Genomic DNA, 12,751 nt, shown 5'->3' with positions numbered 1-12,751 from the left:
TACCGCCCGTTAGCCGTGTATACTGTGCGGAGAATTTACACATCCGCTGTCACTGACTCATCAACCGCTAGCAACGAACATCATCATGGCTCAAGGCACGCTTTATATTGTCTCTGCCCCAAGTGGCGCAGGGAAATCAAGTCTGATTCAGGCTTTGTTAAAGACGCAACCGCTGTACGATACGCAGGTTTCGGTTTCACACACCACGCGCGATAGCCGCCCGGGTGAAAATCACGGCGAGCACTACTTTTTCGTCTCCAAAGACGAATTCCGCCGGATGATTGAGCAGGATGCGTTTCTTGAGCACGCAGAAGTGTTCGGCAACTATTACGGCACGTCCCGCGCGGCCATCGAGCAGGTACTGTCGACCGGCGTTGACGTCTTCCTGGATATCGACTGGCAGGGCGCACAGCAGATCCGTGCCAAAATGCCCCAGGCGCGCAGCATCTTTATTCTGCCGCCGTCGAAGGAAGAGCTTGGCCGCCGCCTGCGTGGCCGTGGGCAAGATGCGGATGACGTGATCGCCAAGCGCATGGCGCAGGCCGTCGCGGAGATGACGCACTTCGCGGAGTATGATTATTTAATCGTGAATGACGATTTCGATCTGGCCCTGTCCGATCTGAAGACCATTATTCGCGCCGAACGCTTGCGTTTGGGCCGTCAAATGCTGCGGCATGATGCTTTAATCAGCAAACTATTGGCAGACTGAAGACAGTTTCAGTATTATGCCCAGTCTTTTCGTCACCTGTGGAGTAGCACAAATATGGCACGTGTAACTGTTCAAGACGCTGTAGAGAAAATTGGTAACCGTTTTGACCTGGTGTTGGTCGCTGCTCGTCGGGCACGTCAAATCCAGACCGGTGGTAAGGATGCACTGGTACCTGAAGAGAATGATAAGTACACCGTTATCGCTCTGCGCGAAATCGAAGAAGGCCTGATCAACAGCCAGATCCTCGATGTTCGTGAGCGCCAGGAGCAGCAAGAGCAGGAAGCCGCAGAGATCCAGGCGGTTACCGCGATTGCTGAAGGTCGTCGTTAATTAGACTGTGAGTCTGCCTTGTACCTGTTTGAAAGCCTGAATCTGCTGATTCAACGTTACTTGCCTGAGGAGCAGATTAAGCGCCTCAAACAGGCATACCTCGTCGCACGTGATGCTCACGAGGGACAGACACGCTCCAGTGGTGAGCCCTACATTACTCACCCGGTCGCCGTGGCCTGTATTCTGGCGGAAATGCGTCTCGATCATGAGACGCTGATGGCAGCCCTGCTGCACGACGTCATCGAAGACACCCCGGCCACCTATCAGGATATGGAACAGCTGTTTGGCAAAAGCGTTGCCGAACTGGTTGAGGGCGTATCCAAGCTAGACAAATTAAAATTCCAGGATAAGAAAGAAGCGCAGGCGGAGAACTTCCGCAAGATGATCATGGCGATGGTGCAGGATATCCGCGTCGTGCTGATCAAGCTGGCGGACCGCACCCACAATATGCGAACGCTTGGCTCGCTGCGCCCAGACAAACGGCGGCGTATCGCCCGTGAAACCCTGGAAATCTATAGCCCATTGGCCCATCGCCTGGGTATTCATCATCTGAAAACCGAGCTGGAAGAGCTGGGTTTTGAAGCGCTTTACCCGAACCGCTACCGCGTCATCAAAGAAGTGGTGAAAGCCGCGCGCGGTAACCGTAAGGAGATGATCCAGAAAATCCTCTCCGAGATCGAAGGTCGTTTGACCGAAGCGGGTATCCCCTGCCGCGTCAGCGGGCGGGAAAAGCACCTCTACTCCATCTACTGCAAGATGCACCTGAAAGAACAGCGCTTCCATTCCATCATGGATATTTACGCGTTCCGGGTGATCGTCAAAGAAGTGGATACCTGCTACCGGGTGCTGGGCCAGGCACACAGCCTGTATAAGCCGCGCCCGGGCCGGGTAAAAGACTATATCGCCATTCCCAAGGCCAACGGCTATCAATCGCTGCATACCTCACTGATCGGCCCGCACGGCGTGCCAGTTGAGGTACAGATCCGTACCGAAGATATGGATCAGATGGCCGAAATGGGGGTCGCCGCGCACTGGGCCTATAAAGAAAAGGAACAGGGCGAAACCGGCGGCACCACCGCACAGATCCGCGCCCAGCGCTGGATGCAGAGCCTGCTGGAGCTGCAACAAAGCGCCGGTAGCTCATTTGAATTTATTGAAAGCGTAAAATCCGATCTGTTCCCCGATGAGATTTACGTTTTCACCCCGGAAGGCCGTATTGTCGAACTGCCAGCCGGCGCTACACCGGTCGACTTTGCCTACGCCGTGCATACCGATATCGGCCACGCCTGCGTTGGCGCACGTGTCGATCGCCAGCCGCATCCGTTGTCACAAGCTTTAGCCAGTGGCCAGACGGTAGAGATCATCACCGCTCCGGGTGCCCGGCCAAATGCCGCCTGGCTGAACTTTGTGGTGAGCTCCAAAGCCCGCGCCAAGATCCGCCAGATGTTGAAAAACCTCAAGCGCGATGATTCCGTCAGCCTCGGCCGCCGTTTGCTCAACCATGCACTCGGGGGCAGCCGCAAACTTTCGGAAGTGCCGCCAGAGAATATCCAGCATGAGCTGGATCGCATGAAGCTGGCCACGCTGGACGATCTGCTGGCAGAAATCGGCCTCGGTAACGCCATGAGCGTGGTAGTCGCGAAGAACCTGCAGGGCGATCAGTCCAGCCTGGGCTCCTCGAACGGCGTGCGCAACCTGGCTATCAAAGGCGCCGATGGCGTCCTGATCACCTTTGCCAAGTGTTGCCGCCCAATTCCAGGCGACCCGATTATTGCCCATGTCAGCCCGGGCAAGGGCCTGGTGGTTCACCATGAATCCTGTCGTAATATCCGCGGCTACCAGAAAGAGCCAGAGAAATTCATGGCGGTCGAGTGGGATATGGAAACCGAGCAGGAGTTCATTGCGGAAATCAAAGTGGACATGTTCAACCATCAGGGTGCGTTGGCCAACCTCACGGCGGCGATTAACGCGGCCGAATCGAATATTCAAAGCCTGAATACCGAAGAGAAAGATGGCCGGGTCTACAGCGCCTTTATCCGCCTGACCACCCGCGATCGCATCCACTTGGCAAATATTATGCGTAAGATCCGTATCATGCCGGATGTGATTAAAGTTAACCGTAACCGAAACTAGCGCCTATGAGCCCCGAACGCTATGCGCGGATTTGTGAAATGCTGGCCACCCGGCAGCCCGATCTGACGGTCTGCCTGGAACAGGTTCACAAACCGCATAACGTCTCCGCGATTATCCGTACCGCCGATGCCGTCGGCGTACATCAGGTGCATGCCGTGTGGCCTACCCCGCGGATGCGTACCCTGGTCTCCTCCGCTGCGGGCAGCAATAGCTGGGTGAGTGTCAAAACCCACCCCACCATCGCCGATGCGGTCACGCATCTGAAAGGCCAAGGGATGCAGATCCTGGCAACTCACCTTTCTGCCCGCGCCGTCGATTTTCGCGAAATAGACTATACCCGCCCTACCTGCATACTGCTGGGGCAGGAAAAAACCGGCATCACCGAAGAAGCGCTAGCCCTGGCCGATCAGGACATTATCATTCCGATGATCGGTATGGTGCAGTCGCTGAACGTCTCTGTCGCTGCGGCTCTGATCCTGTATGAGGCCCAACGCCAGCGGCAAAACGCCGGTATGTATCGCCGCGATCTCAGCGCGTTAGATGAGCAGGAACAGCAACGCCTGCTGTTTGAAGGCGGCTATCCGGTGTTAGCCAACGTGGCCAAGCGCAAAAAGCTGCCGCGCCCGCAGATTGACGATCAAGGCCAAGTGGTTGCCGACGCCGAATGGTGGGCAGCCATGCAGGCAACGACGGTACGCCGATGAAAGGCCGCCTGCTGGATGCCGTCCCACTCACTACTCTTTCCGGGGTTGGAGCCAGCCAAGCGGGAAAACTGGCCAAAATTGGCCTGAATACCATCCAGGATCTGCTGCTGCACCTCCCGTTACGTTACGAAGACCGCACCCGCCTCTACCCAATCAACGATCTGCTGCCGGGCATTTTTGCCACGGTGGAAGGGGAAGTGCTGCGCAGCGATATCAGTTTTGGCCGCCGCCGCATGCTCACCTGCCAGATCAGCGACGGCACCGGCATCCTGACTATGCGCTTCTTCAACTTCAACGCGGCGATGAAGAACAGCCTGGCAACCGGCCGCCACGTAACGGCCTATGGCGAAATCAAACGCGGCACCCACGGCGCAGAAATTATCCACCCGGAATACCGTGTCCAGGGGGAAAACAGTGAGGTCGAGCTACAAGAAGCCCTGACGCCGGTGTATCCCACCACCGAAGGGATCCGCCAAGCCACGCTGCGCAAGTTGACCGATCAGGCGCTGGAATTGCTGGATACCTGTGCGATTGCCGAGCTGCTGCCACCAGAATTAAGCGGCGGTTTGATGAGCCTGCCACAGGCGCTGCATATGCTGCACCGTCCACCGCCGGATATCCAACTGGCTGATTTGGAACAGGGTAAGCACCCGGCACAGAAACGCCTGATCCTTGAAGAGCTGCTGGCGCATAACCTCAGCATGTTGGCCGTCCGCGCCGGAGCACAAAGCTATCGGGCATTATCGCTAACACCTGACGATCGGCTGAAAAACAGTTTCCTGGCCCAGCTCCCCTTCTCACCTACCGGTGCGCAAACGCGGGTTGTGGCAGATATTGAAGCGGATTTGCAAAAAGGTTTCCCGATGATGCGCCTGGTACAGGGCGACGTCGGTTCAGGTAAAACTCTGGTTGCTGCCCTGGCCGCACTACGCGTCATTGCTCACGGCAAACAGGTGGCGCTGATGGCCCCCACCGAATTACTCGCCGAACAACACGCCAATAACTTCCGCCAGTGGTTTGAACCCTTGGGGATTGAGGTTGGTTGGTTGGCTGGCAAGCAAAAGGGCAAAGCACGCCTCGCCCAACAGGAAGCCATTGCCAGCGGCCAGGTGTCGATGGTGGTAGGGACGCACGCCATTTTCCAGGAGCAGGTGCAGTTTAATGGCCTGGCCCTGGTGATTATCGATGAACAACACCGCTTTGGTGTGCATCAGCGGCTGGCGCTGTGGGAGAAAGGCGAAGAACAAGGGTTCCATGCTCATCAGTTGATCATGACCGCCACGCCAATCCCACGTACGCTGGCGATGACCGCCTACGCCGATCTGGACACCTCGGTGATCGATGAATTGCCGCCGGGCCGTACGCCGGTGACAACCGTGGCAATCCCCGATACGCGCCGGGCCGATATCATCCAGCGGGTAAAAAGCGCCTGTATCGAAGAAGGTCGCCAAGCCTATTGGGTCTGCACGCTGATCGAAGAGTCTGATTTACTGGAAGCCCAGGCCGCAGAAGCAACCTGGGAGGAATTGAAGATTGCGCTGCCGGAACTGAAGGTGGCGCTGGTGCATGGCCGCATGAAGTCAGCGGAGAAACAGGCGGTGATGCAGGCCTTCAAACAGGGCGAACTGCAATTGCTGGTAGCCACCACGGTGATTGAAGTGGGCGTTGATGTACCAAACGCCAGCCTGATGATCATCGAAAACCCGGAGCGGCTTGGCTTGGCCCAGCTGCACCAGTTGCGTGGCCGGGTTGGCCGTGGTGCGGTAGCCTCTCACTGCGTGCTGCTGTATAAAACCCCGCTCAGCAAAACCGCCCAAAAACGCCTGCAGGTGCTGCGCGACAGTAACGACGGCTTTGTTATTGCCCAGCAAGATTTGGAGATGCGTGGGCCGGGTGAGCTATTGGGAACGCGCCAAACCGGCAGTGCAGAGTTTAAAGTGGCCGATTTGTTACGCGATCAGGCCATGATCCCCGAAGTCCAGCGCGTAGCACGCCATATTCACCAGCAGTATCCGCAGCATGCACATGCCTTAATTGAGCGCTGGTTACCAGAAACGGCTCGCTACTCAAACGCTTAAGCATCTTCCCCCTAATGAAAGAGGGGGCCTATACCGGAGCCCGCTTGGAAAAATGGAGAATTACCCTACGCCAAACTTGTCTTTATTGTTATGTCTAGCCATTATATTCAAAAAACGAACAATAATATTATTATTGGATCAATACAGAAATTGTCCCCCTTGTAATCTTAACTAACATACAAAAGAGTGCCCCATCAGGAGCACCAGCTTTTGTAATATTAATAATTAAAGGTGACTCTACATATTATTTCAACAACCCTAATTGCTTCATAAAGGTGTAATCGTCATAGAACAGCCACTCTTCATCCATGGTGCCTTTGTCATTCCAACGGCCTATGGTGGCCATCTCTATCTCAAAACGTTTACCTGTGGGTTGGATAACCGTACCGTCTGACAGTATCATTGGTTTGGTGAACGTTCCTCGCCATACGCCGGTGACCGCCGTGTACTTATCCTGGCCGATACGTATATGGTGTATAGGGTTCTCGGTGTCAGGGGCAAAAGCGAAAATCTTCTTGGATTTCTCTAAGTGTTCTTTTAGATTGTGGGTCACCGAGCCATCTGGATAATGAACAATGATATCCTCTGCATGACTTCTGTGCATTTCATCCCACTTTTGATGGCTGTAGACATTAAAGTCCAGATCATCAAAGTTTTGCAGATTTTTTTCGACAGTTTTCCTTTCTGCTTTAAACTCCTCCAAACTCTTATTGATGCGTTGTTCAGCATGGGAATCGGACATTGAAGAGAAATCATCAGGTTTATTTGCTGCTGCACTCACGGCAAGGCTTAATATAAACAGAGAGGCAATGCTTGCTTTTAATACATGATGTTCATTTTTCATAAAGGTACCTTCCATCTTCCTTATTATTTAACTCTATATATACGATAACTTCCTTTTGAATTTATATAGTAGAGCAGACGATACAAAAAAATTACCAAGTAAATTTGCTTGAGTCATTCAAAAATAATGAAGGGATATTCAAACGGAGAAATGGCTAAATAAGCAGTGGGGTTAACGCTATTGAAGGTATACATCGTAGGCAGAACACAGGCTCAATTTCTAAAGCTGTTCGAGGCACGCATAAAAAACAGCCCCTGAAGAGGGGCTGCCACTGCTTGATGATTCAGCCGATCGCCGGGAACACCGGCAACATCAGGTACAGCTTGATCACGATGGCGTTAGCGATATCGATAAAGAACGCGCCCACCATCGGCACCACCAAAAATGCCAGATGCGAAGGGCCGAAACGATCGGTGATCGCCTGCATGTTGGCAATGGCCGTTGGCGTCGCCCCCATGCCAAAACCGCAGTGCCCCGCAGCCAGCACGGCAGCATCGTAGTTTTTCCCCATCACGCGATAGGTCACGAAGATGGCATACAACGCCATAACCAGCGTCTGCACCGCCAGGATAGCCAGCATTGGCAAGGCCAGCGAAGCCAGCTCCCACAGGCGCAGGCTCATCAACGCCATCGCCAGGAACAGCGACAGGCTCACGTTACCCAGTACGGAGACCGCACGCTCAAACACCTGGTAGAAGCCCGTTGCCGACAGGGTGTTGCTGAGGATCACGCCAACAAACAGCACGCAGACAAAAGTCGGCAGCTCGAAGGCTGTGCCATTCAATAACCCGGCAATAAAGTTACCGAGGCTCAGGCAGATGGCGATCATAGCGATGGTTTCGATCATCACCAGCGAGGTGATCAGGCGGCCACTTTCCGGCTTCTCAAAGCCGCTCGGCTGCACGCTGTCATCCGGTGTGCCTTCCGGCGTTGAGGAGTGTTTCACCAGATAGCGGGCTACCGGGCCACCAATCAGGCCACCCAGCACCAGACCAAAGGTGGCACAGGCCATGGCCACTTCGGTGGCATTTTCAAACCCATAGCGCTCGATGAACACCTTGCTCCAGGCCGCCCCGGTGCCATGCCCACCAGAAAGCGTAATCGAGCCCGCAATCAGCCCCATTAACGGATCCAGGCCCAGCATTTTCGCCATGCCGATACCGATGGCATTCTGTACCAACAGCAGACCCAGCACCACGAACAGGAACACGACCAGTGCCTTGCCCCCCGCCCGCAGGCGCGCCAGGTTGGCATTCAGGCCGATAGTGGCAAAGAAGGCCAGCATTAATGGGTCTTTCAGCGACATATCAAAGCCGACTTCCCAGTTCACCGTTTTCTTCAAAACCAAGAGCAGGAGCGCCACCAGTAAACCACCGGCAACAGGAGCAGGAATAGTATATTTTCTCAGCAGAGGAATGGAGCGTACGCATTTGCCCCCAAGCAGCAGGACCAGCGTAGCGGCAACTAACGTGCCGTAAGTATCGAGATGAAACATCTAGCTACTCCGTGTAGTGATTAAATCCAATAAATTAATAAGTTATAAAATTTACTCAGTTTTTTAACTTGATGAAGGGGGGATTAAAAGTAAAAACGGCTAATAACACAAGAAAAAATGAACGAAAATGCGACATTAATGGGTTCAGCATCGTAAAAAATATTAATGCGCAACCGTTTGCTTTTGTGAGACAGATCATTAAAATGCCTTCTTTGCCGCCTTTGGGAAAGCCACACCATGTCCAGCCAAACCGCCGAGCTTGATGCCGCGCAAAAAGCATCAGCCCCCGTTTCACACAATAGTGAACTGATTTACCGCCTGGAAGACCGCCCTCCACTGCCGCAAACGCTGTTTGCCGCCAGTCAGCACTTGCTGGCGATGTTTGTTGCCGTGATCACCCCGGCCCTGTTGATCTGCCAAGCGCTTGGCCTGCCAGCGCAGGATACGCAACACATCATCAGCATGTCGCTGTTCGCTTCCGGTTTGGCCTCGATACTGCAAATCAAAACCTGGGGCCCGGTGGGGTCTGGCCTGCTGTCCATTCAGGGCACCAGCTTCAACTTTGTCTCACCGCTGATTATGGGCGGGCTGGCGCTGAAAAACGGCGGTGCAGACGTGCCCACCATGATGGCCGCACTGTTCGGCACATTGATGGTGGCTTCTTGTACCGAAATCCTACTGTCACGCGTGCTGCACCTGGCGCGCCGCATCATTACCCCGCTGGTCTCCGGCATTGTGGTGATGATTATCGGCCTGTCGCTGATCCAGGTCGGGCTGACCTCTATCGGTGGTGGCTATGCGGCGATGGGCGATCACACCTTCGGCGCGCCCAAGAATCTGCTGCTGGCAGGCGCGGTGCTGGTGGTGATTATTCTACTTAACCGCCAACGTAACCCTTACCTGCGCGTCGCTTCGTTGGTGATCGCCATGGCCATAGGTTATCTGCTGGCTTGGGCGATGGGTATGCTGCCGGAAACCGAACCGGCTACCCAAACGACCTTGATCACCGTTCCTACCCCGCTGTATTACGGCCTGGGTTTTGACTGGAACCTGTTATTGCCGCTGATGCTGATCTTTATGGTCACTTCGCTAGAAACCATCGGCGATATCACCGCCACCTCCGACGTTTCTGAACAGCCGGTCAGTGGCCCGCTATATATGAAGCGCCTGAAAGGCGGGGTGCTGGCCAACGGCCTGAACTCAATGCTGTCTGCGGTATTCAACACCTTCCCGAACTCCTGCTTTGGCCAGAACAACGGGGTGATCCAGCTGACCGGCGTTGCCAGCCGCTACGTCGGTTTTGTGGTAGCACTGATGCTGATCCTGCTGGGGCTGTTCCCGGCCGTTGCCGGTTTTGTGCAGCATATTCCTGAACCGGTGCTGGGCGGCGCGACCATCGTGATGTTCGGTACTATTGCAGCCTCCGGCGTGCGTATCGTTTCCCGCGAGAAGCTAAACCGCCGCGCCATCATGATTATGGCGCTGTCGCTGGCCGTCGGTATGGGGGTTTCCCAACAGCCGCTGATCTTGCAGTTTGCACCGGACTGGCTGAAAACCCTGCTTTCTTCCGGTATCGCTGCCGGTGGGATCACCGCCATTGTGCTGAACCTGCTGTTCCCACCAGAAGAAAAATAAGCGCTCCCCGCAGCAAACCAACGGCCATTGGCAAACCGCTACTGGCCGTTTTTTTATTGTCTTTCAGGCCATTGCCCTTGAGCTGGAAGGCTATTTGCGGCATAAACAGGGTATCTTTTCTGTCCGCTACGGATCCACACGATGAAATTTATCGGAAAACTATTGATCACGTTGCTGCTGCTGATAGTGCTGGCCATTGTGCTGCTCTACGTCGTGGGGCAAACCCGCTGGGCCGCAGGCTGGTTGAGTCACTGGATCAGCGATCGTGGTGATTACCAGCTGTCGGTAGAAAAAATAACGCATTCGTGGAGCAAACCAGGACAGCTCAGCCTGGAGGGCGTAACCCTCGCCCGTGCCAACCAACCGCAACTCTTGGCGGCCAAGCAGGTGGATATGGCTTTCAGCCTGCGGCAAATTACCGAGCCACGCTATTTCGATAGCATCACGCTACGCGACGGTACCCTAAACGTTCAGCCTTTGCAGGGCGCACCGCTGCCAATACAGGCCGATGTGCTGCAACTGAGCAATATGGCACTGCAATCTAACGATGAGAGCTGGCAGCTTAACGCGCAGAAGGTCAATGCCGGGATAAACCCGTGGCAACCAACGGCAGGTCATTTGCTCGGGGATAACAATCAGTTCCAGTTCAGCGCCGGTTCGATGGTGGTCAACGGTATTCCGGCCTCACAGGTGTTGATCCAGGGCGAAATCAAACAAAACCAGCTGATATTGAGCGACTTTGGTGCCGATCTGGCACAGGGTGACCTGACCGGGGTAGCCAGCCGAGCTGCCGATGGCAGTTGGTTGGTTGAACGGTTGCGGCTAAGCAACGTCCGCCTACAAGTACCCATGACGCTAGAACAGTTCTGGAGCCGCTTCACGGCGTTGCCACCCATTACATTGAAACGCTTTGATCTGATTAACGCCCGCCTGGAAGGTAACGCCTGGGCGGCGAACGACCTCGATTTGTCGATGCAAAATATCACCTTCCAACAGGGGGATTGGAGTAGTCAGGATGGCGCGATCAATTTCACCGCCGACGACCTAATCAATGGTAACTTCCATCTCATCGATCCGATTATGGATATGCAACTCTCGCCAGCGGGCATTGCCATTGGCCAGTTCAGCACCCGCTGGGAAGGTGGATTGCTGCGGACCACCGGCAACTGGCTGCGCGCCAATAAGCGCCTGCAACTCGACGAGGTGGCAGTTTCTGCGCTGGAGTACACCTTGCCCAGCAACTGGCGTGAACTCTGGTTACAGCCGTTGCCAAGCTGGCTGGCAGAGGTGTACATCGCCAAGATGAGCACCAACCGTAACCTGATCATTGATATCAACCCGGATTTCCCCTTCCAGCTCACCTCGCTGGATGGAAACGGCAGCAATCTGCTGTTGGCCAGTGACCATCAGTGGGGGATTTGGTCCGGCTCGCTGAAACTCAACGCCGGTGGTGCCACCTTTAACAAGATCGACGTACGCCGCCCTTCGCTGGCGTTGGATGCGGATGCACAGCAGATCAACGTTACCGAGCTGAGCGCTTTTATGCCCGATGGCCTGTTGGATGCCAAGGCCAACGTCAGCCAACTGCCTGGTAAACCGTTCACCCTGTCCCTTAACGGGCGTTCGGTGCCTGTGAATACCTTGCAGCAATGGGGTTGGCAGCATGTGCCGCTGGAGGGAGATGGTAATTTGCAGTTGCAGCTAAAGGGATTACTCAATAGCGATGGGCCGTTTAAAGCGTCTTTGAAGGGCCAGTTGCAGGCTACCAGTAAGGATGGGCAGACTCTGGAGCAGCAGGTGCCATAAAGCATCGGGGCTCGGCATTGCCGAACCCCGATTTTTACCTCACGCAGCTTGATGCTCAGCTCGCTATCGCCTCTGAGCCCCCCTTGTCCAACGGCTCTTCCGGTTCGGCTGGCAGCACCATATAGGTGCCCTCAAATACTGCACCTTCGTCATCGTCACCGAATAAATGTACCTCTGCCTGCACGCGCGCCCGGCGGCCACGCGCCAAACGGGCCAGATCGCCACTCAATGAGCTCAGGTCGGCAACGGCTCTCGGCCTGCCGGTGATCGGCTTGCTGTAGCGGATGTGGGCGTCTGCCAGAATAATCGTGCCCCCAAGGTGGCGCTCACGCAGCAGCAGCCAGATCAGCCCCCAGGCGGTCAGCGTTGCCAGGGAGAACAGGCTACCGGCAAACAGCGTATGGTGTGGATTCTGATTACCCACTTCCGGCATCGTGGTAACAAAGCGTTGGCCGGTATATTGGCTGATGCGCACGCCCATTTTTTCACTGAGCGGGATATGTTCATACCAGGCTTGTTGCAACTGCCCGCACCAGTCGGGGCGATGCAGAATATCGTCCAGCGTGGCCACGGGTTTGATCATCAGGTAATGGCGGATCGGCGTAGTTTGCGGCGCAGTGATTTCGCCCTGGTTGATAAAGCCCAGCTTGGCAAAGAAGTCCACCGCGTCCTCACGGGCGCTACACACCACCCGCTTCACTCCTTCCTGGCGCGCTACCGACTCAAGGGTCATTGCCACCAGAGTTCCCAGGCCTTTGTCCTGCACAGCTGGATCGACCGCCATAAAGCGGATAGCGGCTTCGTTATCGGCATTGATATACAGACGGCCAATCGCCACTATCCGGCCGTTCTCATCCACCACCATCTGATGGTGCGCCATGGCGTCGTAGGCATCCTTTTCCGAACCCACCGGCTGGTGTAATGGCTTGCGCAGCATCTCCCAGCGAAACTGGTAATAGTCTTTCAGTTCTTGTTCTGTAACGGGTACTCGTAGGTGATACATAGACGCCTTCTCTT

At 55.1% G+C, this 12,751-nt stretch carries 10 protein-coding genes; 7 read left to right on the top strand and 3 right to left on the bottom strand.

Annotated features, from left to right (window positions below; genetic code table 11):
• Nucleotides 1-85 precede the first annotated feature (85 nt).
• Genes gmk through recG form a run of 5 tightly spaced genes read left to right on the top strand, consistent with a single transcriptional unit; the run spans nucleotide 86 to nucleotide 5,954 of the window.
• On the top strand, nucleotides 86-709 hold the full coding sequence (gmk, locus tag ACMV5H_RS21260) for a guanylate kinase (protein WP_024482944.1): 624 nt from the start codon (nucleotides 86-88) through the stop codon (nucleotides 707-709).
• Between the two features lie 54 nt (nucleotides 710-763).
• Entirely contained in the window at nucleotides 764-1,039 is a 276-nt protein-coding gene (gene rpoZ, locus ACMV5H_RS21255) for a DNA-directed RNA polymerase subunit omega (RefSeq protein WP_024482945.1), read from the top strand.
• Nucleotides 1,040-1,057: 18 nt separating this feature from the next.
• Complete coding sequence (gene spoT / locus ACMV5H_RS21250; protein WP_024482946.1) at nucleotides 1,058-3,172, top strand: bifunctional GTP diphosphokinase/guanosine-3',5'-bis pyrophosphate 3'-pyrophosphohydrolase; 2,115 nt, start codon at nucleotides 1,058-1,060, stop codon at nucleotides 3,170-3,172.
• 5 nt (nucleotides 3,173-3,177) lie between these two features.
• The gene (gene trmH, locus ACMV5H_RS21245; protein WP_024482947.1) at nucleotides 3,178-3,876 is read left to right on the top strand and encodes a tRNA (guanosine(18)-2'-O)-methyltransferase TrmH; all 699 of its coding nucleotides are present in this window, start codon (nucleotides 3,178-3,180) and stop codon (nucleotides 3,874-3,876) included.
• Entirely contained in the window at nucleotides 3,873-5,954 is a 2,082-nt protein-coding gene (gene recG / locus ACMV5H_RS21240) for an ATP-dependent DNA helicase RecG (protein WP_414822433.1), read from the top strand. Before trmH ends, recG begins: the two co-directional genes overlap by 4 nt.
• A gap of 244 nt (nucleotides 5,955-6,198) precedes the next feature.
• On the opposite strand, the gene ACMV5H_RS21235 is transcribed toward recG, so the two are convergent.
• Nucleotides 6,199-6,798, bottom strand: coding sequence for an ester cyclase (locus tag ACMV5H_RS21235; RefSeq protein WP_059201926.1), 600 nt, complete (start codon nucleotides 6,796-6,798; stop codon nucleotides 6,199-6,201).
• A gap of 283 nt (nucleotides 6,799-7,081) precedes the next feature.
• Complete coding sequence (gltS, locus tag ACMV5H_RS21230; protein WP_094981549.1) at nucleotides 7,082-8,293, bottom strand: sodium/glutamate symporter; 1,212 nt, start codon at nucleotides 8,291-8,293, stop codon at nucleotides 7,082-7,084.
• A gap of 237 nt (nucleotides 8,294-8,530) precedes the next feature.
• Between gltS and ACMV5H_RS21225 the strand changes: the two genes are divergently transcribed.
• Nucleotides 8,531-9,928 (top strand): nucleobase:cation symporter-2 family protein, encoded by a 1,398-nt coding sequence (locus tag ACMV5H_RS21225; protein ID WP_024527836.1) that lies wholly within the window; start codon nucleotides 8,531-8,533, stop codon nucleotides 9,926-9,928.
• A gap of 141 nt (nucleotides 9,929-10,069) precedes the next feature.
• Nucleotides 10,070-11,734, top strand: coding sequence for an AsmA family protein (locus tag ACMV5H_RS21220; RefSeq protein WP_414822411.1), 1,665 nt, complete (start codon nucleotides 10,070-10,072; stop codon nucleotides 11,732-11,734).
• Nucleotides 11,735-11,789: 55 nt separating this feature from the next.
• Here the strand turns inward: ACMV5H_RS21220 and fabY are convergent, their stop codons facing one another.
• A complete protein-coding gene (gene fabY / locus ACMV5H_RS21215) occupies nucleotides 11,790-12,737 on the bottom strand; it encodes a fatty acid biosynthesis protein FabY (protein WP_115159575.1) in 948 nt (315 codons plus the stop codon).
• Nucleotides 12,738-12,751: the final 14 nt, after the last annotated feature.

The sequence above is a fragment of the Serratia sp. N21D137 genome, from assembly GCF_047530005.1.
Taxonomy (GTDB): domain Bacteria; phylum Pseudomonadota; class Gammaproteobacteria; order Enterobacterales; family Enterobacteriaceae; genus Chania; species Chania fonticola_B.
This window is presented reverse-complemented; position numbering and strand designations above follow the sequence as displayed.

Coding starts and splice junctions, on each gene's coding strand:
- rpoZ (WP_024482945.1), top strand. CDS start 764: ATGGCACGTGTAACTGTTCAAGACGCTGTAGAGAAAATTGGTAACCGT.
- ACMV5H_RS21235 (WP_059201926.1), bottom strand. CDS start 6,798: ATGAAAAATGAACATCATGTATTAAAAGCAAGCATTGCCTCTCTGTTT.
- fabY (WP_115159575.1), bottom strand. CDS start 12,737: ATGTATCACCTACGAGTACCCGTTACAGAACAAGAACTGAAAGACTAT.
- ACMV5H_RS21220 (WP_414822411.1), top strand. CDS start 10,070: ATGAAATTTATCGGAAAACTATTGATCACGTTGCTGCTGCTGATAGTG.
- ACMV5H_RS21225 (WP_024527836.1), top strand. CDS start 8,531: ATGTCCAGCCAAACCGCCGAGCTTGATGCCGCGCAAAAAGCATCAGCC.
- recG (WP_414822433.1), top strand. CDS start 3,873: ATGAAAGGCCGCCTGCTGGATGCCGTCCCACTCACTACTCTTTCCGGG.
- gmk (WP_024482944.1), top strand. CDS start 86: ATGGCTCAAGGCACGCTTTATATTGTCTCTGCCCCAAGTGGCGCAGGG.
- trmH (WP_024482947.1), top strand. CDS start 3,178: ATGAGCCCCGAACGCTATGCGCGGATTTGTGAAATGCTGGCCACCCGG.
- gltS (WP_094981549.1), bottom strand. CDS start 8,293: ATGTTTCATCTCGATACTTACGGCACGTTAGTTGCCGCTACGCTGGTC.